This is a genomic window from Pseudomonas sp. H3_E07 (assembly GCF_054668895.1).
Window position 1 is genome coordinate 5,773,235 of record NZ_CP162795.1, and the last position, 20,684, is coordinate 5,793,918.

A 20,684-nucleotide genomic window follows, 5' to 3' on the forward strand; every position below is an offset into this window, starting at 1 on the left:
GGGCTACTACTGGACGTGTTCATAAAGAACTCCAGGAAATTGATCAGGAAGTTGCTGTTTCCAGCCGGGTCAGGCGGCGCGAGCGCTCACATAAAGACCGAGCATCAAGCTGGCTTGTGCCAGGCTGGAAACCTTGGGTCTCTGCGGGTCTTGAGGGTCGGCGTGATCCCAGTGCTGCACCCGTTGGCCGCTGTCCGGGCAGATACGCCAGTGCGCCAGCGGGTAAGCCGGGCGTACTTGAGGGGAAGGTGCTGCAAAAGCGGAGCGGGCAGGAGAAAAGCCTACGGGCTCACGGCACAGCTTGGCGCGCAGGGCGGCCGCTAGTGCGCGTACATCAGGCAAAACAAGGGCTTTGAAGGTCATAACACACCTCGGGACCGGACGGGCGACCGGCGAGGCAGTTACGGTGGAGCATCGAGCTCTAGCGCAGCTTACCGGACCGGTGTGGCGAGTCCTGTCATATTCTGGGTTTGGCGCCCGATGCCCGCAGAGGCGGTGCTCGGACAGCGACTAGATACTGTGTCCATTGGCTTCTTTTGTGAGGTTTAAAAAAGGCCCCAGTTGCGGGCACGGGCAATCTACTCAGACGCTTACAAAATGTCAACGCATGAATAATTAAATTGTCCGGTGTTCAGAGTTCATTCAGACAATCGGCATTCGAAAGTTAGTGGATATATAACTTATATACCCTGTGCGGCGAGAACGGCCAGATAGATCAATACCACGCCACAGGTGCCATAACTGATACGTTGCCACAACGGTGATGCGTTCTGGCGCAACACATTGACCAGCGCCGCGATCAGAAAGCACGACAGCACCGACGCCAACATGAACCCGGCAAAGAACATCAGCGTCTGCCCGTGGCTGGGCGTGGTGCCAACGATGCCTGACAACGCGCTGCCCAACGCGCCCCAGTAGACGATGTTTTTCGGGTTGGCCAGTGAGATCGCTGCGCCAACTGCCAGCGCATTTTGCCGGGTGCTGGCGGGTGCAGCGTCTGACTCAGGCAGCTTCCAGGCGTCGATCAGGCTGCGGATGCCGAGCCACGCCAGGTACAGCGCACACACCACTGTCAGCGGCACGCGCACGGCATCATGCTGGATCAGCAGGGCGATGCCGGTCAGGCCGATCACCGCCCACACCGCATCGCCCACCAGTGACCCAAACTGCACCAGCAAGGCCGGTGTGAAGCCATGCAGCAAGCCACGGCGCAGGGTCTCTGCCAGCACCGCGCCGGGCGAGAGGCAGAACACAAAACCAAATACCAGTGCGTAGAAAAAGATCGTCAGCATGCCCACATTCCTTCAAGCGATGGCGGGCAGTGTGAGGGCGCGCCGAAGCGCTGTCTTGGATCAGATTGCGCTGTTCAGCGCGTCACCGCGCGTTGATAAACGCCCGGCGTAATGCCGTAGGCCGCGCGAAAATGCCGGTTAAGGTGACTTTGGTCGGCAAAGCCCAGGGTATGTGCGGCCGCGCTGGCGGGCACCCCATTGCGCAGGAGACCTTTGGCGCGACGGGTGCGCAACTGCATGGCCCACTCACGGGGCGTCAGCCCGGTTTCTTTCTGGAAGGCGCGCAGCAGATGGAATTTGGACAGCCCCAGTTCGACGCCAAGATGATCGAGGGTCAGCGGCTGATGCAATTGTGCGGCGAGCAGCTCCTGGGCGCGGTTGATCAGCGGCTTGCCGGTGTTGGCGCTGCCTGGCAGGCGCACACCGCTGGTGTTCACCACTTGGCCCAACAGCAGCACCAACGCCTCTTCATTCAGTTCGCGAACCAGTGTGTCGGTACTCAGTGCCCCCTTGATCGCCGCCGCCAGTCGCTGCGCGAGGTCGGGCTGGAAGCACAACGACCGATCAAACTCCAGGTGCGCCAGCCCAAGGTCCGCCGCCAGTTGATCTGCGGTGGCATACAGGCTCACAAAGTGCCAGGGCGCGCCCTCTGCTGCGCCGCCGCCCTGAATCTGGCCGGGGTTGTACAGGGTGATGGAGCCGGGCCCTGCGTCGAACTCCCGACGGTCGAGCCAGACTTTTTCTTCGCCCAGCAGGTTCACGCCGATCACGCATTCATCATGGCTGTGGCGGGCAAAGGTCAGGCCGGTGCAGGCGGTACTGCTGATTTCATAGTTGCCCAGCCAGGCGTGTCGCACGGCGCTCATCGATTCAACTCAGTCAGGGGGCAGGTACGAGCATACGCTGGCAGGCGGGCTCAGATCGACCGTTGATTGACGCGGTGCGAGAGTTCTTCGGCGCTTTCCTTGCGCTCCGAATAGCGGTCCACCAGATCCGGACGTTCGCGCAGCAGCAGGGTGAACTTCATCAGTTCTTCCATCACGTCCACCACGCGGTCATACAGGGCGGAAGGCTTCATGCGGTCCTGATCATCGAACTCCATGAATGCCTTGGGCACCGAGGATTGATTGGGGATGGTGAACATGCGCATCCAGCGCCCCAGCACTCGCAACTGGTTAACCGTATTGAACGACTGGGAGCCGCCGGACACCTGCATCACCGCCAGGGTTTTGCCTTGGGTCGGGCGCACCGCGCCAAGGGCCAGCGGCACCCAGTCGATCTGTGCCTTGAACACCGCTGACATCGAACCGTGGCGCTCGGGCGAACACCACACCTGGCCTTCGGACCACTGCATCAGTTCCAGCAGCTCTTGGACTTTTGGGTGGTCACGCGGTGCATCGTCGGGCAGTGGCAAACCGCTGGGGTTGAAGATGCGCGTTTGCGCACCGAAGTGCTGCAGCAGGCGTGCGGCTTCCTCCACCAGCAGGCGGCTGAACGAGCGCTCCCGGGTCGATCCGTAGAGCAGCAGGATGCGCGGTGGCTGGGCCACACCGTCCGGTTTTGGCGGGATCAGTGACGGGTCCAGGTTGGGCAGGGTGGTCATGGGGCCTCCGACTGCAACTGTGCAATGCGAGCGAGTTCTGTCTTGAGTTCGGCAGGGCTGAGCTCGGCAAAAGGCAGGATGAAAAACGCCCGGCAGCGCGTGGCAATGATCTTTAACGTGGCGTCGAATGCCGCCTGCACACTCGCGTCGTCACCCTGCACGTCCGAAGGGTCTTCCAGCCCCCAGTGCGCCTTCACCGCCGGCCCGAAATACACCGGGCAAGCCTCGCCGGCGGCCTTGTCACATACGGTGATCACCACGTCCGGTGGGCTGCCTTCGAACGCGTCGTTGCCTTTGCTGTACAAACCTTCGGTGCTGATGCCGGCGGCCTGCAACGTGCTCAGGCTGCGCGGCAGGACCTGGCCCTTGGGAAAGCTGCCGGAGCTGATCGCCTCGAAACCTTGTGGCGCCAGGTGGTTGAACATCGCTTCGGACAAGATGCTGCGGCAGCTGTTGGCGGTACACATGAACAGGACTTTCATCGAGGTGACTCCGTTAGAAACTCAGGCGCAAAGCAAGGGCGGCGAGGGTGATCAACAGCACTGGCAGGGTCAGTACAATCCCGACCTTGAAGTAGTAGCCCCAGGTGATGGTGATGCCCTTGCGCGCCAGGATATGCAGCCACAGCAAGGTGGCGAGGCTGCCAATCGGGGTGATTTTCGGGCCCAGGTCGCTGCCGATCACGTTGGCGTAGATCATGGCCTCCTTGATCACGCCCACGGCATGGCTGGACTCGATGGACAGCGCGCCGATCAACACCGTCGGCAAGTTGTTCATCGCCGAGGACAGCAGCGCCGTCAGCACACCGGTGCCCATGGCTGCGCCCCACACGCCATAAGTGGCGAAGGTATCGAGCCAGGTCGCCAGGTAGGTGGTGAGGCCGGCGTTACGCAAGCCGTAGACCACCAGGTACATGCCGAGGGAAAAGATCACGATCTGCCAGGGTGCTTCCTTCAGTACTTTGCGCGTGGAGATCTTGTGGCCCTTGGCGGCGATCACCAGCAGGAGCAAGGCGCACACGGCGGAAATCGCGCTGATCGGAATGCCCAACGGTTCCAGGGCAAAGCAGCCCACCAGCAGGATGCCCAGCACCCACCAGCCGGCGCGGAAGGTGGCGCGGTCGTGGACCGCACTGGCAGGGTCGTCAAGGTCGGCGGGGTCGTAGGTCTGCGGAATGTCGCGGCGGAAGAACCACAACAGCACCGCCAGCGTGGCCGCGACGCTGACGAAGTTAACCGGCACCATCACGGCGGCGTATTCGTTGAAGCCAATCTTGAAGTAGTCGGCCGAGACAATGTTCACCAGGTTCGACACCACCAGCGGCAGGCTTGCCGTATCGGCAATAAAGCCTGCGCCCATGACGAACGCCAGCGTGGCCGCCGGAGAAAAACGCAGCGCCAGCAGCATCGACATCACGATCGGCGTCAGGATCAGCGCCGCACCGTCGTTGGCGAACAGCGCCGACACCAGTGCGCCGAGCAACACCATATAGGCAAACAACCGTCGGCCGCGCCCTCGTCCCCAGCGCGCTACATGCAGGGCGGTCCAGGCAAAGAAGCCGGCCTCGTCCAGCAACAGGCTGATGATGATCAGCGCGACAAAGGTCCCGGTGGCATTCCAGATGATGTGCCACACCACGGGAATGTCCGCCAGGCTGATCACGCCGCAGGCCAAGGCCAGGATCGCGCCCATGGTGGCGCTCCAGCCAACGCCCAAACCTTTGGGCTGCCAGATGACCAGGACGATGGTGAAGATAAAAATGGCAATTGCGACAAGCATGAATAAAGGCTCCGGTGGCTCAGCAGCAGGTGCTGGCCCGTTGTGGTCTGTCGCCCATTGCATCCAGACGCTGTGCGTCGCTGTGCAACCATGGCTGGTTGGCTTGCTGGGTGATGTGCAGCACCTGTGTCACCCACTCGGGCAGCGCAGGGTTGATGCGGTAGTAGATCCATTGACCCTGACGGCGGTCCAGCAGTAACCCGCAACTGCGCAGTTGCGCCAGGTGGCGGGAGATTTTGGGCTGGCTGTCGTCCAAGGCATGGATCAGTTCGCACACGCAAAGTTCGCCTTCGCGCAGGATCAATAACGTCAGGCGTGCACGGGTGGCATCGGCCAGGCATTTGAACAGGGTGGGGGGGGAGATGGCGTCCGACATGGCCAAGGCCTTTGCATATTGAGTTATTCGAATATACGAATATCCATATATACAGTCAAATCCTGTTTCAATTGACATGGATCAAATGCCTTGAAATCCGCCACAAGTGTTTGAAATTAAAATGAAACACGAATGTCCTAAAGTGCCTGTCCATTGCTGAAGAAGGATAAATCCGCGTGACCCGTGCCACTCGCAACCTGCGCAAGACCCTCGATTCCGTCGCGGACAATAACGAAACCGCCGCGTTCGACCTGATGCGCGCCGTTGAAAAACTCGGCGATGAAGTGCTGCGCCAGCGTTTGCTCAACACGATTCACCGGCTCAACCAGGATGCCTATGAGCTGCGTGAGGCGCGCGACTCGGTGGAGCAGGTGTCGGTGAGGCTGGCCTGAGCAAGATCGTTCAAGACAAGCCCGTTGTTGCGCTGGCATGCTTGTCGACTGTTTGTTGATGAGCCGTTTCCATGCCCACTGCCTTACCTCATTACGCCTTCGCTCGCGGCGCCATCGCCGTCATTCCCCTGTCCCTGGCCTGTGCGCCCTGGGGGCTGCTGGCCGGTTCCATGGCCATCGATGCGCAATTCAGCCCTTTGCAAGCCCAGGGTTTGTCCGCCATTGTGTTTGCCGGTGCTGCGCAACTGGTCGCCATCGGTATGGTCAAGAGTGGCGCCAGCCTGATTTCCATCGTGTTGACGACCTTGCTGCTGACCTCTCAGCATTTGCTCTACGGCATGCACCTGCGCCCGGTCCTGTCACCCCTCAAGACGCGCTGGCGCATGAGCCTGGGCTTTTTGTTGACCGACGAATTCTTTGCACTGGTCAGTCACTATGACCGCGAGACGTTCAACCGCTGGTATGCCCTGGGCGTTGGGCTGACGTTCTATATCATCTGGAACCTGTTCACCCTGGCCGGCATCGTGCTCGGCAAAAGCCTTCCCGGCCTTGATCAACTGGGCCTGGAATTTTCCATCGCCGCCACGTTTATCGCGCTGATCACGCCGGTGGTGCGCGACATACCCACGGTGGTCTGCGTGGCCGTGTCGCTGCTGTTTTCGGTGTGGTTGAGTTTCCTGCACTGGGAGTCGGCGGTGGTGGTGTCCGGCTTGCTGGGCATGAGCGCGGGTTATGCCTGCAAGCGACTGGGAGTAGGGCAGCAATGATCTACATCATGATTGTGGCCATGGGCCTGGTGGTATTTTTCAACCGTTACCTGTTTATCGAACCGCGCCTGCCGGTGCGCCTCAACCGTGGCGCGCGGGAGTTTCTCGGGTTTGCAGTGCCGGGCATGCTCACGGCGATTTGCGGGCCGATCATTTTCCTGGCGGACCATCACCTGAACCTGAGCCCGGCCAACCCCTACCTGCTGGCGGGTATCAGCGCCGTGGGGCTGATGTTCTGGACGCGCAATGTGCTGGTCACCGTGCTGCTGAGCATGGCGCTGTTTTACCTGTTCCGCTGGTTGCTCTGAGCCCAGGCGAAAAAAAGCCCGCGGGAGAGCGGGCCGAAGGGAGACTACTAAAAATGAGCGTGGTCAATATAGACCGCGCCTTCTCCCTTTACAGTGAAACAAAGTTCATGCGGCCGTCAGTCCAGCCCGCGGCAATGGTACAGTCGCGTTTTTTCCAACGGAGCAATGGCATGCACAAGGTGGTAATTGGCGCACTGGTACTGGCGGCCCTGGCCGGTTGCGCAGGTTCGAAGATGAAAGAGGCGCGCGCAGGCACGCCCTACAAGACGCTGGCTTCGGACAAGGCCACCCTGGTCGTTGCCGAATGCGTGCAATTCGGCTGGCAGGACGAAGGCGTGTTCGGCGTTGATGCCGGCGGCTTCAAGGAGCCAATCGAGGCGGGCGGTTACAGCGTCTACACCACCGCTGGCGATTACTTCGTCGACGTGCAAAGCGCGGGTGCCGGTTCCACGATCAAGTACTATGCCGCAGAAGACAATATGCCGGCCAAGCGCCGTTTGGCCGCACTCGCGACCTGCCTGTAATCCATTGCCTTAGTCGAATTAGGAAATGCCTGGCACGACAGCCGTCGGGCATTCGCTTATGATTCACCCGCTCGCCCGACATGATGGCTCTTTACCAGTACACGGACGTCGAGGCCTAAACGTCGGGCGAGCACCTCTTCCTATCTTCAGCGCGGCATGTAACCCAAGTGCCAGCGACGGGGAATCTTCAGCGACACCAACCCCAGCAACCCTGCCAGCACGCCGCTGACCAGCAGCGCTTTCAAGCCCATCTGGTGTTCCAGCAGCGCGCCAATCACCGCCCCAACGAACATGCCAGCCCACGGGATCAACTGCACGCGCCAACCCATGCGGCGCTCCCCGAGCAGCCAGCGTCCCAGCCCGCGGCCAAAGCGTGAGAGCGCTCCGGTGACGTAAGTCAGCCCGACCGGCAATCCGTTGACCTCTTCCACTGCAGCATTGAGCATGCCCATGGCGATGATCGCCGCCAGCAGCGCGGGCAACGTATCGCTGGAAGGCAGCCATGCCGCACCGCACAACAAGGTCGCAATGCACAACAGCAAAGGTAAGGCATGACGGCGGCTCATCCGGCTGACCACCACACCCAGCGCATTACCGACCACGAATGTTGCGACCAGCAACAGCAGGCGCCCGGTCAGTCCAAGATCCCCCTCGCTGATCGCTACCGCCAGGCGCGTGGTATTGCCGCTCATGAACGAAACGAAGTCGCCGCTCGCCATGAAACCGATGGCATCGGTCATGCCTGCCAGCACTGAAAGGCTGGCCACCAGCATCAGCCCGACCCGACCACGCCAGCGCTGTCGATGGGCGAGTGCAGCATTGACGTAAGGTTTGCGGGGCGAAGGCAGCATAGGGCCGGGTTCCTCGATGAGATTATCCGGCCACTACCGTAGGACGCTTTACGCGCGCATGCAATGACCTCAGGCAGGCGTCAATGACCAACCTGTGTGGTGCCAATCCAGGAAATGGGTTGGCTTGATCGATTGGATGAACGCGGCGTCATGGGATACCACCAGCATCGCCCCGTTGAAACCTTGCAGCGCCTGTTCAAAAGCCATCACCGACTCGAGGTCCAAATGGTTGGTCGGTTCGTCCAGCAACAGCAGTTGCGCCGGTTTGTCACCCCATAAGGCAATCGCCATCGCGGCCTTCAAGCGCTCTCCGCCGCTGAGTTGCCCGGTGGGTTGGGTGACGCGCGAGGCATCCAGGTGCAGCAACGCCAGGCGCGTGCGCAACTCGGCTTCGGCCAGTGGGGTGTCGAGCAGGTTGAGGTGTTCGACGATGGAGCGTCGATCGTCCAGCAGCGCAAGGTGTTGGTCGATGTAGGCGCAGGGCAGAGGCACACTGCATTCACCCGCGACAGCCTGCCACTCACCGGCCAGTACCTTGAGTAACGTGGACTTGCCGCATCCGTTGGGCCCACGCACGGCGACGCGCACCGGACCTGCGAGATGCACAGTGAGGTCGCTTGACGGTAACCACGGCAATTGTACGTCGATCAAGGACAGCACCTGCCGTCCGTTGGGCACCGCTGATGCAGGCAATGCCAACAGCGTCGGCGTTTCCTCTTCGACCCGTTCATAAGCCTGGCGCACCTGGGCATCCAATTCGTGCTTGTGCTGCCAATGCGCACTGCGCACGCTGCTGACGATCTGCGTGGCGGCGCCTTTCCAGCGCGCCTTGGTGAAACGGTCGACGTTGGCGGTTTCCGCATGTTTGCGTGATCGCGCGGCGTTGCGTTGCAGGTTATCGTGGTCTTTTTGCAGGCGCCGCCGCTCGCGGCTGCGCTCCAGGCGCGCATGGTCCAGCGCGGCGATGGCGGCTTGTTGTTCCGCATCACGCTGCCGACGGTAGGCATCATAGTTGCCGCCATACACGCTGACACCAAGGGGCGACAGTTCAACGATGCGCGCCATGGCGTTGAGCAATGACCGATCATGACTGACCACCACCAGGCCGCCACGCCAATCGCCAAGTGCACGCAGCAGCCAGGCGCGGCCATCGTTGTCGAGGTGGTTGGTGGGTTCATCGAGGACCAGCAACGGCGGCGCGGCGAGCAGCGCGCCGATGATCGCGACCCTGGCCAACTGGCCGCCACTGAGTTGATCGGCTGGGGTATCAAAAGCCAGCTGCGATAACCCCGCAGCATCCAAGGCATTGCGCAAACGTTCGGCCAAGCCCCAGCGGTCGTCGATCAATTCCAGGTCATCGGGCTGTGCGGCGCCTCGGGCCATGCGGTCAAGGGCGGCCAGTATCGCAGCGGTGCCGGTGAGGTCGGCGACGGTTTCCCCCGGCGCAACCACGACATTCTGCGCAACGTAGATAGTACCGGGCGGGCCACTCAGCGTGCCGGAGGAGGGCGACAGCAGCCCGGCGATCAGCTTGGCGAGGACGCTTTTGCCCCGTCCGTTACGGCCGACTATACCGGTAGGGGTGTGATCGATGGACAGGCACAGGTCATCCAGCAGGGTTTCGCCATTGGCGAACTGGACACTCAGGTGTTGCAGGGAAACAAGCGTGGGCAGCCGGTTGACGTCAGTCATCAGCACCTCCAAAAAAATGTCGGACAGGCCAACAAGCGCGCCAGGCGGCTCGTTGCAGATACATTTTGGAAGGCTTAGTTGTTCACGTCGGCGGTCGTCCTGCGGATCAGAAGGGAGGCCAAGCCTAACCCGTCTTGGCTTTTTTCGGCAAGTCCGCCGCCAGTTGCTCAAGGAACATCGCCAAGGCCACTTCTTCAGCCTTGAGCCCTTTGCGCAACCGCGGCTTGGGCAGTTTGGAGAGTTCGCCGAGGCTGAAATGCTCCAGCACCGCAGGGTGGATGTAACACTTGCGGCACACCGCCGGGGTGTTGCCCAGCTGCTTGGCGACATCCTTGACCATCGCCACCACGTGCCTTTTGGCATCGGACTCGGGCTGCCACTCCAATTCCCGCAACACGGCCAACGCCATGGCGGTGCCGGCCCAGGTGCGGTAGTCCTTGGCGGTAAAGTCGGCGCCAGTGAGGCTGTGCAGGTAGTCATTCACGTCGTGGGAGCTGACGGTGTGGCGCTCGCCATCCTCGTCCAGGTACTGGAACAGGTTCTGCCCTGGCAATTCCAGGCAGCGCTTGACCACCGTGGCCAAGCGGCGGTCCTTGACGCTGATCTGGTGCTCCACGCCACTCTTGCCGCGAAACTGGAACTGGATTTCGCTGCCTTTCACATCCACATGGCGGGTGCGCAGGGTGGTCAGCCCGTAGGATTTGTTGTCCCGCGCATACTGGGTATTGCCGACGCGGATCAGTGTGGCGTCGAGCAGCATCACCACCGTGGCCAAGACTTTTTCACGGGTGAAGCCGGGTTCGGCGATTTTTGCCTCCAACTGCTTGCGCAATTTCGGCAGGGCGTTGCCGAACTCCTGCAACCGGGAGTACTTGTCACTGTCGCGCACCTCGCGCCAGCGTGGGTGATAACGGTATTGCTTACGGCCACGGGCGTCGCGGCCGGTGGCTTGCAGATGCCCGCGCGGGTCGGCGCAGATCCATACGTCGGTGTACGCCGGCGGGACCGCCAGGGCGTTCAGGCGCTTGATCTCCTCGGCATCGGTAATGCGCACGCCCTGGGGGTCGAAGTATTGGAACCTGCCCCGCACTGTCTTACGGCGGATGCCGGGCTGGGTGTCGTCAACGTAATGCAGGTCGCGGGGCAGTGCAGAGTCAGACATGGGGCAGGTTCCTTGGCAAAAATCAGGCCGGTATGTCTGATGGACCGCAGCGGTGTGCGGTCGTGCCAAAAGGTTGCTTACGCCAAGACTGCGACGGCCTTGATCTGTGCCCACAGCCTCTGGCCAGGGTGCAGTTGCAGCTGGTCGCGGGAGAAGCGTGTGATGCGCGCCAGCAACGGCGTGCCACAGGCGTCCAGGCGCACCAGCACGTGCGCGCTGTTGTCCGCGGAGATCTCCTGGGTGACCGTTACCGGCAGGCGGTTGAGGATGCTGCTGTGTTCCTCGGCTTGCAGGCTGAGGCTGACATCACGCGCCTGCACCTTGATACGCAGCGCTTTGCCCACCGCCAACGGCGCATGGGCCACGCGCATGTGCAAGGCGCTGGCGGGCAGTTGCAGGGTGAGCAACTGATAGTGAGGGTCATAGGCACTGACCGCGCCGTCGATCACTACACCCGCGTCGTCGCCCCGCGCCAGGGGCAGGTCAAGCCGCGCCAGGGTTTCGCCGATGGGCCCGCTGGCCAGGGCCTTGCCGTCGCTGAGCAAGACGATGTGATCGGCCAGGCGTGCCACCTCATCCTGGGCATGGCTGACGTACAGCACCGGGATGTCCAGCTCATCGTGCAGGCGTTCGAGGTACGGCAGGATTTCGCCTTTGCGCTGGCTATCGAGGGCGGCCAAGGGTTCGTCCATCAATAACAAGCTGGGGCTGGTGAGCAACGCGCGGGCGATGCCAATGCGTTGGCGCTCACCGCCGGAAAGGTGCTGGGGATGCCGATCAAGCAGGTGGCCGATGCCGAGTAACTCGGTGGCCTGGGCCATATCGACACGGCGCTGCTGGCGGGGAATACGTTTGAGGCCGAATTCCAGGTTGGCCCGCACCGACAGATGCACAAACAGGCTGGCTTCCTGAAAGACGTAACCCAGCGCGCGTTTATGGGGAGGCACGAACAGCCCGTTACGGCTGTCTTGCCAGACGTCATCATTGATCTGGATAAACCCGTCTTCGGCACGCTCCAGCCCGGCGATGCAACGCAGGCAGGTGGTCTTGCCGGAACCGGAATGCCCGTACAGCGCAGTCACACCGCGACCAGGCAAATGCAGATCCACATCCAGGGCAAAGGCCGAATACTTGAGGTACAGGCGTACATCGATCATCGACATCAACTCCAGCCCATCTTGGTTTTACGGCTGGAATAGAGCGCCAGCAACACCAGGAACGCGAACACCACCATGGAACCGGCCAACCAGTGAGCCTGGGCATATTCCATGGCTTCAACATGGTCATAGATCTGCACGGACACCACCCGGGTCTTGTCCGGAATATTGCCGCCGATCATCAGCACCACGCCGAATTCACCGACGGTGTGCGCGAAACCCAGGATGGAGGCGGTGATAAACCCTGGTCGCGCCAAGGGCAAAATCACCGTGAAAAACGTGTCCCACGGATTGGCGCGCAAGGTCGCGGCCACTTCCAGCGGGCGTGTGCCGATGGCGGAGAACGCGTTCTGCAAGGGTTGCACCACGAACGGCATGGAATAGATCACCGAGCCGACGACCAGCCCGGCGAAGCTGAAGGTGAGGGTGCCCAGGCCCAGCCATTGGGTGAACTGGCCGACGTAGCCATTCGGGCCCATGGTCAGCAGCAGGTAGAAGCCGATCACCGTCGGTGGCAACACCAACGGCAGGGCAACGACAGCGCCGATGGGACCGCGCCACCAGGAGCGGGTGCGCGACAGCCACAGGGCGATCGGAGTGCCGATGACCAGCAGGATCAGCGTGGTCAGGGAGGCCAGTTGGACAGTCAACCAGATGGCGGAAAAATCGGCACTCGATAACGGCATTTACTTGGCCAGCTCGTAACCATAGGACTGGATGACAGCAGCGGCTTTAGGCCCCTTCAGGTAGTCGACCAACGCCTTGGCAGCGGCGCTGTCCTTGCCCTTGTTGAGGATCACCGCGTCTTGTTTGATCGGGTCGTGCAGGGCGGCGGGAACGATCCACGCCGAACCGCTGCTGACTTTGCCGTCTTTATAGATCTGCGACAAGGCGACAAAGCCCAGCTCGGCGTTGCCGGTGGACACGAATTGGTAGGCCTGGGTGATGTTCTGGCCTTCGACGATCTTGTCTTTGACCTTCTCGGTCAGACCTTCCTTGGCCAGCACTTGGGTGGCAGCGAGGCCGTAGGGCGCGGCTTTGGGGTTGGCAATCGACAGGTGCTTGAACTCGTTTTTCTTCAGCACGTCGCCTTTGGCGTCGACGTAACCTTCCTTGGCCGACCACAGCGCCAGGGTGCCGACGGCGTAGGTAAAGCGTGAGCCTTTGACGGCGTCACCTTCGGCTTCAAGCTTTTGAGGCGTAGTGTCGTCAGCGCTCAGGAATACTTCGAACGGCGCGCCATTCTTGATTTGGGTGTAGAACTGGCCGGTGGCACCGTAGGCGGCGACCAGTGTGTGACCGGTGGCTTTTTCGAAGTCGGCGGCAATCGCTTGGATCGGTGCGGTGAAGTTGGCGGCCACGGCCACCTGCACTTCATCGGCATGCGCCGAACCGAAGGCGAGGGCAGCGACCAGGACCGCCAGGCGTGAGGCGTGAATCTTCATGAAGCAGCTCCTCTGAGGGTGTACGGCGCGTTATGGGTCGAAGGTGTAACCGCTATGTATGGGAATATATAGCGGTTGGCCATTGCCGGTACAGTGCAAAGTTGCCGCGGGAGCAGGTTCTATGGGGTGATTTTGGCCAGCGCCTGCTCCGCCAGTTCGCGCGTCAGCGCGTAGGTGGTGGTGTCTCTGCCCAGGCGCAGCGCCTGGCCGGACCAGAGGTTGCTGAAGCCTGCTTCGTCCTTGGCTTTGAGCGGAATCAGTGCACCACCGGCGGTAGGGAATGCGGGAGCCGCGGGGTTGATTGGACCCAGCTCACGCATGACCCGGTTGACGATGCCTCGTGCCGGGCGACCGGTGAACAGGTTGGTCAGTGCGGTCTCGCTGGCCTGGGCATGGCGCAATGCGTGGTGGTGCGAAGGGGTGACATTGGCTTCAGGGGTAAACAGGTAAGCCGTGCCGATTTGCACCGCCGAAGCACCCAGGGCAAAGGCCGCCACAATCCCGCGCGCATCACCGATACCCCCGGCGGCAATCACCGGCACGCTTACGGCGTCAACGACTTGTGGCAGCAAGGCGAACAGGCCGATCTGGGTGTTGAGATCATCGCTGAGAAACAAGCCACGATGCCCGCCCGCTTCACTGCCCATGGCGATAATTGCATCGCAGCCGTGCTGCTCCAGCCAGATCGCTTCTTCCACGGTGGTGGCCGAGGACAGCACTTTCGCGCCCGTGGCTTTTACCCGGTCGAGCAAAGCTTTTTCCGGTAGGCCGAAGTGAAAACTGACGACCTCGGGTCGCAATTCTTCGATGAACTGGCAAGCCGCTTCGTTGAACGGCTCGCGGTTGGACACGGGTGTTGGCGCCTGAAAATCGGCACCCAGTTCGCGGTAGTAGGGTTCCAGCAGGTCCTTCCAGTGGCGGTCACGCGCGGCGTCGGGTGCTGGCGGTTGGTGGCAGAAGAAATTCACATTGATCGGACGTGGGCTGGCCTCACGGACCGTGACCAACGCTTCGCGCAGTTGCGCGAGACTCAGTGCTGCAGCCGGTAATGAGCCCAGCGCCCCGGCTTTACTGGCCTCGATGACCATGGCGGTGGTAGTGCCCACGGCCATGGGCGCCTGGATGATGGGCAGTTCGATCCCCAGCAGGTCGATAATGCGGGTGTCGGGCCAGGTGCTCATGGGATGTCTCTCCAGCGTTAATGAGGCTTTTGGCTGTTTTAACAGGGCTCACAACACCCGGCCACTCTGTTTTATTCACTGGACGAACGGAACGTTTCGTGGTGTGCCACCCGTTGAGAGCGTCACCCCGCACCGCATGAATCCGCTTATCAATGTGGGTTGCGTGGGTTTCCAAAGAGAAAGCACTCGCTAGGCCTTCGGCAACTGCTCCCGAGCGAGCAACTGCTGCTTGCGTTCCACACCCCAGCGGTATCCCGACAGATCGCCATTACTGCGTACCACGCGGTGGCAAGGAATGGCGACCGCAAGGCTGTTCGCGCCGCATGCCTGAGCGACTGCGCGGAAAGACTTCGGCGCGCCGATTCGTGCGGCGACTTGCGCGTAGCTGGCCGTGCTTCCCGGTGGAATGTCGCGCAAGGCTTGCCACACCCGTTCCTGAAAGGCCGTGCCGCGCAGATCCAGGGGCAGGTCCAGGCCGAGCGCAGGTGCTTCGATAAACCCCACGACCTGTGCCACACACTGTTCGAAGCGCTGGTCGGCGCCTACCAGTTCGGCCTTGGGAAACTGGTCCTGCAGATCGCGTACCAATTGGTCGGGATCGTCCCCCAGCAGAATTGCGCACACACCACGGGCACTTTGCGCCACCAGGATCGCCCCCAGCGTGCATTGACCGACCGCAAACAGAATCGCAGTGTTGGTACCGCCAGCCTTGTAATCACTGGGCTTCATACCGAGAAGCTGGTCAGCCGATTCATAAAAGCGGCTGTTGGAGTTGAAACCCGCGTCATACAAAGCCTCCGTCACCGAGTGCGAGGCTTTGAGCCCATCGCGCACCTTGCGTGAGCGATGGGCGCTGGCGTAGCCCTTGGGCGTCAATCCCGTGACGGCTTTGAACACGCGGTGGAAGTGGAAGGGACTGAGGTTGGCTTGCATGGCCAGCGCGTTCAGGCTGGGCGGGGTGTCAGCCTGTTCGATACGTCGGCAAGCGTCGGCTACCAGTTGCGCGTGGTGCGCAACCAACTGCGTCTGGTCCCCGGCTGCGCGTTTGCTGGCGCGATAACCTGCAGCTTCGGCCTGCGCCGCGGTGTCGAAAAATTCGATGTTTTCCGGGCGCGGCAAACGTGAGGCACTGCTGGGGCGACAGTACACACCGGTGGTCTTCACGCCGTAGACAAACAGCGCATCGGCCTTGGGATCGCGGGCCAGGATCGCTGCCCAGCGCGGGTCTTGTTCAGTCATCATGGTCGGCACTCTTGACGGATCGTTGGCCAGATTAATCGCGCCGTGCGCATCTGGACACTCCGAAGCTTGCGGTCAAATCAACCGGCAGTGCGAAACGTGAGGTTGATGCGTTGCGGCCCCATGATCGGATGCACACCGTCCTTGATCGGCATCACCCCGTGGAAGCGCAGGCGATCCACGCCACCCCAGACCACCACATCACCATGGAACAGCGAGACTTTCCGGGGTTTGTCACTGCGCTCATGTCCGCCAAACAGGAAGATCGCCGGTAGGCCAAGCGATATTGATACAACCGGTTCGCTATAGCGACGCTCGTTTTTGTCCTGGTGCAGGGACATTTTTGCGCCGGGCACATAGCGGTTGATCAGGCAGGCGTCGGGAGCAAAGTCGAAAAAACCGGCCTGTGCCGCCGCCTGCACCGCCAATTGACGCAACACCTCTGGCATTTGTGGCCACGGCTGTTGGCTGCGCGGGTCGACTGGCGAGTAGCGGTAACCGGACGTGTCGGTGGTCCAGCCCAGATCGCCGCAACTGCTCAATGCCGCCGACATGGTAAAACCGCCAGGTGTCACCATTTGCCGAAACGGTGACTGAGCCAGCACCCGTCGCAATTCCGGCAGAATGCGTTCAATCCAGGGTAGGGCTAGGCCCCGTAATACGTAGGACTGTTCGCCAATTTGCTCACGCCCTGCGGGTTGCTGCAAGGCGTCGTCGGCGAACAGGTCGGCGGTGGGGCCGGGCATTGGCTTACAGCGCCTTGCTCACATTGATGTCGGTGATTTCATCACTGGCATCGTGAATTTTCTCCAGGGCTTGCTTGGCTTCTTCCACGCTGTTGGTCTGCAGTTGGGCGAACTCAAAGCGGCGTTCGCCGTTGAGCTTGTACTTGATTACGTATTTTGTGGTGGTCACGGCTATTTCCTGTGAAGTGTGCGGATCAGCTCAGCTTGGAGCTGGTGCGCCGCACAATGCGGATCTTGTGGGACAACGCGGGTTTGCGGGTCACGCTGATTGCGCGGCGCGTGACCACGTCCAGGGTGATGTTCCAGAACCCGGTGCTCGGGGCGGTGATTTTGGCCGGGAACTTGTCGAAGGCGCCGCCGTGATAGGTGTGACGGCCGCCATTCTTGAAACTGCGAAAATTCGCATCGCTCATCAGACGGATATTACAAGTTTGCGAGCATTCGATGACGACAATGTCGCCCTCGTTGAGGTGCTCACGCTGATGGATGAATTTCATGGGTAGGGGCTCCAGAAGGGCTTTTTCTGAAAAATCAGAACGATACGTAGGTTAAGATGGAGTTTATCAGCCCCAGCACGTTTATTATCGGCCCGTCTTCAACGACGTCGACAATTTAAAACAGTTATTTACCGAGTTATCACGGATAAATCCTACGTGGGCGGGAGAAAATTACCATTCCCGCTGTCGTAGGATCTTTATCGGAGGTTTTAGTATGAAGTGGAGTGTGTTGGTTCTGGCCCTGGCGATTGGTGGGTGTGCTTCGGTTGCAGATATCAAGCAGACCCCTCCGACCTTGGCGGTTATTTCCGGGAAGAAGCCACAGGAATACGCCGCATGTGTGGTGCAGAAACTGTCGGCAACCCGTCGGCCACCGCAGATCGAACCGCATAAGGAAGGTGGTGTGCAGGTGATTGTGCCGCAAAAGTTTTCGGCCGATCCATCAGCGATTTTCGAAATTGATGAACGCTCCAGTGGTAGCAGTATCAAGCTCTACGAGAGCATGTCTAACGTGCCGATCCGTCCGGGTGACGTGAAGAAGGCTGGCGAGGACTGCATTTCCGGCTGATAACGCCCGTTTCACCCTGCGACTTCGAATCCGATAAAAAGCCTGGTCCCATGATTGCGGGGCCGGGCTTTTTTCATGGCTGTGTGTACGTAGATGGCAGTTCGCTATAATCTCGACCAAACGCCCCACGACAGTGTCTGCGCTCTTTCCAATTCCTACGACGATGAACCTATATGAACAAGATTCTTGCACTGATTGCGGTAATGGCACTCGGCGGCTGCACGACCACCTCTGACGTCTACCTGAAAAACGGCGAACAAGGGCTGACTATTGATTGTTCCGGCGAGGCCAATTCCTGGGCCAGTTGCTATGAAAAGGCCGACGCCTCCTGTGCAGGCACCGGTTACCGTATCGTCGGCACCGAAGGCACGCCTGCACTCAAGGAAAGTGAAAAGACCTTGGGCCAAGACGTAGGCAACTTCAAAGGTCGCAGTGTAGTCGTGGTCTGCAAGTAAGCATTACGCCTACATTTGAATATCGGCAAACTTGATGCCTAATCCACGGATAGTCTCCACCAGATCATCCAGGCGAGGGAAAGACTCAACCTCGTCCTGATCGTCCACCAGGAAAAAACTGCGGCCACCGCTTTTCTTGAAGAATACGATCCACTCCCCAAGATCGGCCGGGCTCTGGATGATGTGAGTGGCCGTTATCTGGCCTTCGGCCTGGCGAGCCATGACGTGTTCGCGTTTCATGAAAGACTTCCCCAAAAAGACGAATGCCGAGTAAACCTAGGGTTTGCGCGGCATTTTTGCATTGATTCGGTCGAAAGTTTAACGGATGTGAGCGGGCGAGTCGTGTTGGACGGTGTTTTTGTCTCAGCGGCAAATAGAGACTGAGAGTTACGCTGCGTTTGTAGATTCCGAATGGGTCTAAAAAACTAGTATTTCTCACAGTACTCAGTCAATTCCCGGTTAATTCACAATGGCACTCACTGGTCGGAACGTTATTCCTGACGCTTAGCGGTGCAGGTGAGCAACGTCTGACGACCAGCGGACAACGTAACGATGCGGGCAAACGAACCAGGTAGAAAGCGCGGGCATTCAAGGGAAGCGAGTAGAACGTTTACGCGCGTGACGTGCGGTATCGGTCGGATGCTTGAGACGATGGGAATGAGCCGGGAGGCGCTATCATGAGCGAAATGGATACAGTTAAAGTGTCGTACATCCCAGAGGAATTTTGCGAGGGAAATGCTAGTGAAGTGACGCGTGTAGTGAAATATAGCGCCGGAGAAGCGTACGAACTTGTGTCATTAGTAGGTGGAGTGGCAACGTACGAAGCGCCGACAAACGAAAATAACGTTGATAGCAGAGTTGTTCGCAACTCGATGATCGCGATGTTAGGCGCCTCAAACTATAGATCTAAGTACCCATCCTCTCTAAAGCACTTGTTCGTCGTTGACGTCACTAAATGGCAGCCGCCCGTAGTTGCTCCCGAGCCACCGAGGACCGAATGCCCAGCTCGGCCCGCAGAGTGGCCCCAACAATTGGACTGGCCCCCAGTTCGGCCCCCAGCATGGCCCCCTGGCATACAGTGGCCCCCAGAAGGCATGCCAGTCGAGCAGCTTATAGAGGTATCAATAAAAAATAATTCAATTCGGTGGGAAGAGTTTTACCGAGATCGGTATCAATGAGGTTACGGTTCCGAGCACGAAAAAGCCCCGTTAATCGGGGCTTTTTCGCGCAGCCTGCAAGGTTTACTTGCCTTTCGGCCGTTTGCTCGATGCATGCCCCGCTTCATCCACGAACACTTCAGCTACGGCGATAGCCTGGCTTTCGCTCGGAAATGCGCCGGCGACGCTGTCGCCGTGGAAGTTGATCAAATGCCAACCGTCCGCTCGCTGTGTGATCAGGTAGCCGTTCACGCCTTTTGGTTCTGACATCTATCAAATATCTCGTGGTGTGGTTCAAGGCCCTTATGATAGCGCCAAATACCGCAATCCAGCGCACGTTATTCCAAGTCAGTGTTCCGGTTGCAAAAGCGTGCTAAAAAGGGTGCAGCCCTTTGATACATTGAGGGGCAAGCGTCTTTCGCCGAGGCGGTGAGCATGCGCCTCGTAAGATCAGCGGAACTTACGCTGAGATTTTTTCTCTATGATGACATCGCAACGCCAGCAGGACCCATTGTAAGGTGACTGCGGCCTGATTAGACTGCGCCGAATTCCGTACGCACAGCCCTTTGTAAGGACTTATATGATCAAGAAATGCTTGTTCCCAGCAGCCGGTTACGGCACTCGCTTCCTGCCAGCGACCAAAGCCATGCCCAAAGAGATGCTGCCGGTGGTGAACAAGCCACTGATTCAGTACGGCGTCGAAGAGGCCCTGGATGCCGGTCTGAACGAGATCTCCATCGTAACTGGCCGTGGTAAGCGCGCGCTGGAAGACCACTTCGACATCAGCTACGAGCTGGAAAACCAGATCAAGGGCACCGACAAGGAAAAATACCTGGTCGGCATCCGCAAACTGCTGGACGAGTGCTCGTTCTCCTACACGCGTCAGACCCAGATGAAAGGCCTTGGCCACGCCATCCTGACCGGTCGCCCGCTGATCGGTGACGAGCCGTTCGCCGTGGTACTGGCGGATGACCTGTGTGTGAACCTGGAAGGCGATGGTGTGCTGACCCAGATGGTCAAGCTGTACCAGAAATACCGTTGCACCATCGTTGCAGTGATGGAAGTGAACCCGACTGAAACCAACAAGTACGGTGTTATTGCCGGCGACGACATTGGCGATGGCCTGATCCGCGTACGTGACATGGTTGAAAAACCAGCACCGGAAGATGCACCTTCCAACCTGGCAATCATTGGTCGTTACATCCTGACCCCGGATATCTTCAAGTTGATCGAAGAAACCGAGCCAGGCAAGGGCGGCGAAATCCAGATCACCGACGCCCTGCTCAAGCAAGCCAAAGACGGTTGCGTTATTGCCTACAAGTTCAAGGGCCAGCGTTTCGACTGCGGCGGCGCTGAAGGCTACATCGAGGCGACCAACTTCTGCTACGAACACTTCTACAAGACTGGCAAGGCTTACTGATTAACCCAATAAGCAGCCTGTTCTAAAAAAGCCACCTTAGGGTGGCTTTTTCGTTTTTCAGCCCCATGTAAGT

At 59.8% G+C, this 20,684-nt stretch carries 27 protein-coding genes; 7 read left to right on the forward strand and 20 right to left on the reverse strand.

Annotated features, from left to right (window positions below):
• Positions 1-69 precede the first annotated feature (69 nt).
• The 7 genes from AB4O08_RS26745 to AB4O08_RS26775 form a co-directional block, all read right to left on the reverse strand.
• Complete coding sequence (locus AB4O08_RS26745; RefSeq protein WP_080923208.1) at positions 70-363, reverse strand: hypothetical protein; 294 nt, start codon at positions 361-363, stop codon at positions 70-72.
• A 317-nt stretch (positions 364-680) separates the two neighbouring features.
• A complete protein-coding gene (locus tag AB4O08_RS26750) occupies positions 681-1,292 on the reverse strand; it encodes a LysE family transporter (RefSeq protein ID WP_021493096.1) in 612 nt (203 codons plus the stop codon).
• Positions 1,293-1,366: 74 nt separating this feature from the next.
• The gene (locus AB4O08_RS26755) at positions 1,367-2,158 is read right to left on the reverse strand and encodes an AraC family transcriptional regulator (RefSeq protein WP_010210322.1); all 792 of its coding nucleotides are present in this window, start codon (positions 2,156-2,158) and stop codon (positions 1,367-1,369) included.
• Positions 2,159-2,208: 50 nt separating this feature from the next.
• Positions 2,209-2,895 carry an arsenical resistance protein ArsH gene (gene arsH, locus AB4O08_RS26760; RefSeq protein WP_044287231.1) on the reverse strand — a complete coding sequence of 229 codons (687 nt, stop codon included), beginning with the start codon at positions 2,893-2,895 and terminating at the stop codon, positions 2,209-2,211.
• A complete protein-coding gene (locus AB4O08_RS26765; RefSeq protein ID WP_021493099.1) occupies positions 2,892-3,377 on the reverse strand; it encodes an arsenate reductase ArsC in 486 nt (161 codons plus the stop codon). Before AB4O08_RS26765 ends, arsH begins: the two co-directional genes overlap by 4 nt.
• 13 nt (positions 3,378-3,390) lie before the next feature.
• Positions 3,391-4,674: an arsenic transporter gene (locus AB4O08_RS26770; RefSeq protein WP_038453268.1), complete on the reverse strand. Its 1,284-nt coding sequence runs from the start codon at positions 4,672-4,674 to the stop codon at positions 3,391-3,393.
• A 19-nt stretch (positions 4,675-4,693) separates the two neighbouring features.
• Positions 4,694-5,050 (reverse strand): metalloregulator ArsR/SmtB family transcription factor, encoded by a 357-nt coding sequence (locus tag AB4O08_RS26775; RefSeq protein ID WP_021493101.1) that lies wholly within the window; start codon positions 5,048-5,050, stop codon positions 4,694-4,696.
• A gap of 176 nt (positions 5,051-5,226) precedes the next feature.
• On the opposite strand from AB4O08_RS26775, the gene AB4O08_RS26780 reads away from it, so the two are divergent.
• The 4 genes from AB4O08_RS26780 to AB4O08_RS26795 all read left to right on the forward strand — a co-directional run bounded on the left by AB4O08_RS26780 (position 5,227) and on the right by AB4O08_RS26795 (position 7,041).
• The gene (locus tag AB4O08_RS26780) at positions 5,227-5,442 is read left to right on the forward strand and encodes a hypothetical protein (RefSeq protein WP_010210327.1); all 216 of its coding nucleotides are present in this window, start codon (positions 5,227-5,229) and stop codon (positions 5,440-5,442) included.
• 71 nt (positions 5,443-5,513) lie between these two features.
• On the forward strand, positions 5,514-6,209 hold the full coding sequence (locus AB4O08_RS26785; RefSeq protein ID WP_460114536.1) for an AzlC family ABC transporter permease: 696 nt from the start codon (positions 5,514-5,516) through the stop codon (positions 6,207-6,209).
• A complete protein-coding gene (locus tag AB4O08_RS26790) occupies positions 6,206-6,517 on the forward strand; it encodes an AzlD domain-containing protein (RefSeq protein WP_010210330.1) in 312 nt (103 codons plus the stop codon). The genes AB4O08_RS26785 and AB4O08_RS26790 overlap by 4 nt, the downstream gene beginning before the upstream one ends.
• 170 nt (positions 6,518-6,687) lie before the next feature.
• Positions 6,688-7,041, forward strand: a complete 354-nt coding sequence (locus AB4O08_RS26795) for a hypothetical protein (RefSeq protein WP_460114537.1) — start codon at positions 6,688-6,690, stop codon at positions 7,039-7,041.
• Positions 7,042-7,187: 146 nt separating this feature from the next.
• On the opposite strand, the gene AB4O08_RS26800 is transcribed toward AB4O08_RS26795, so the two are convergent.
• From AB4O08_RS26800 to AB4O08_RS26850, 11 genes are all read right to left on the reverse strand, one after another.
• A complete protein-coding gene (locus AB4O08_RS26800) occupies positions 7,188-7,892 on the reverse strand; it encodes a YoaK family protein (protein ID WP_044287230.1) in 705 nt (234 codons plus the stop codon).
• Between the two features lie 69 nt (positions 7,893-7,961).
• The gene (locus tag AB4O08_RS26805) at positions 7,962-9,584 is read right to left on the reverse strand and encodes an ABC-F family ATP-binding cassette domain-containing protein (protein ID WP_021493103.1); all 1,623 of its coding nucleotides are present in this window, start codon (positions 9,582-9,584) and stop codon (positions 7,962-7,964) included.
• A 124-nt stretch (positions 9,585-9,708) separates the two neighbouring features.
• Positions 9,709-10,746 carry a DNA topoisomerase IB gene (locus tag AB4O08_RS26810; RefSeq protein WP_021493104.1) on the reverse strand — a complete coding sequence of 346 codons (1,038 nt, stop codon included), beginning with the start codon at positions 10,744-10,746 and terminating at the stop codon, positions 9,709-9,711.
• 77 nt (positions 10,747-10,823) lie between these two features.
• The gene (gene modC / locus AB4O08_RS26815; RefSeq protein WP_460114538.1) at positions 10,824-11,903 is read right to left on the reverse strand and encodes a molybdenum ABC transporter ATP-binding protein; all 1,080 of its coding nucleotides are present in this window, start codon (positions 11,901-11,903) and stop codon (positions 10,824-10,826) included.
• Positions 11,904-11,908: 5 nt separating this feature from the next.
• Positions 11,909-12,589 carry a molybdate ABC transporter permease subunit gene (gene modB / locus AB4O08_RS26820; protein ID WP_044287229.1) on the reverse strand — a complete coding sequence of 227 codons (681 nt, stop codon included), beginning with the start codon at positions 12,587-12,589 and terminating at the stop codon, positions 11,909-11,911.
• Complete coding sequence (gene modA, locus AB4O08_RS26825; protein ID WP_350487819.1) at positions 12,590-13,348, reverse strand: molybdate ABC transporter substrate-binding protein; 759 nt, start codon at positions 13,346-13,348, stop codon at positions 12,590-12,592.
• A gap of 119 nt (positions 13,349-13,467) precedes the next feature.
• On the reverse strand, positions 13,468-14,529 hold the full coding sequence (locus AB4O08_RS26830) for an NAD(P)H-dependent flavin oxidoreductase (protein WP_236267323.1): 1,062 nt from the start codon (positions 14,527-14,529) through the stop codon (positions 13,468-13,470).
• A gap of 189 nt (positions 14,530-14,718) precedes the next feature.
• Positions 14,719-15,771 carry a bifunctional DNA-binding transcriptional regulator/O6-methylguanine-DNA methyltransferase Ada gene (gene ada, locus AB4O08_RS26835; protein ID WP_010210342.1) on the reverse strand — a complete coding sequence of 351 codons (1,053 nt, stop codon included), beginning with the start codon at positions 15,769-15,771 and terminating at the stop codon, positions 14,719-14,721.
• Positions 15,772-15,848: 77 nt separating this feature from the next.
• Positions 15,849-16,514, reverse strand: coding sequence for a DNA oxidative demethylase AlkB (alkB, locus tag AB4O08_RS26840; RefSeq protein ID WP_010210343.1), 666 nt, complete (start codon positions 16,512-16,514; stop codon positions 15,849-15,851).
• Positions 16,515-16,518: 4 nt separating this feature from the next.
• Complete coding sequence (locus tag AB4O08_RS26845; RefSeq protein WP_010210344.1) at positions 16,519-16,683, reverse strand: hypothetical protein; 165 nt, start codon at positions 16,681-16,683, stop codon at positions 16,519-16,521.
• A 25-nt stretch (positions 16,684-16,708) separates the two neighbouring features.
• Entirely contained in the window at positions 16,709-17,011 is a 303-nt protein-coding gene (locus tag AB4O08_RS26850; protein WP_003191319.1) for a DUF1883 domain-containing protein, read from the reverse strand.
• 214 nt (positions 17,012-17,225) lie between these two features.
• Here AB4O08_RS26850 and AB4O08_RS26855 point away from each other — a divergent pair, with 214 nt between their 5' ends.
• Positions 17,226-17,579, forward strand: a complete 354-nt coding sequence (locus AB4O08_RS26855; RefSeq protein WP_010210349.1) for a hypothetical protein — start codon at positions 17,226-17,228, stop codon at positions 17,577-17,579.
• A 173-nt stretch (positions 17,580-17,752) separates the two neighbouring features.
• Positions 17,753-18,034, forward strand: coding sequence for a hypothetical protein (locus AB4O08_RS26860; protein WP_010210350.1), 282 nt, complete (start codon positions 17,753-17,755; stop codon positions 18,032-18,034).
• A gap of 9 nt (positions 18,035-18,043) precedes the next feature.
• Here the strand turns inward: AB4O08_RS26860 and AB4O08_RS26865 are convergent, their stop codons facing one another.
• Both AB4O08_RS26865 and AB4O08_RS26870 read right to left on the reverse strand, forming a co-directional pair.
• A complete protein-coding gene (locus AB4O08_RS26865) occupies positions 18,044-18,274 on the reverse strand; it encodes a hypothetical protein (protein WP_010210351.1) in 231 nt (76 codons plus the stop codon).
• A 1,001-nt stretch (positions 18,275-19,275) separates the two neighbouring features.
• Positions 19,276-19,461 (reverse strand): hypothetical protein, encoded by a 186-nt coding sequence (locus AB4O08_RS26870; RefSeq protein WP_010210353.1) that lies wholly within the window; start codon positions 19,459-19,461, stop codon positions 19,276-19,278.
• 310 nt (positions 19,462-19,771) lie between these two features.
• On the opposite strand from AB4O08_RS26870, the gene galU reads away from it, so the two are divergent.
• Positions 19,772-20,611 carry a UTP--glucose-1-phosphate uridylyltransferase GalU gene (gene galU, locus AB4O08_RS26875; protein ID WP_003173830.1) on the forward strand — a complete coding sequence of 280 codons (840 nt, stop codon included), beginning with the start codon at positions 19,772-19,774 and terminating at the stop codon, positions 20,609-20,611.
• Positions 20,612-20,684: the final 73 nt, after the last annotated feature.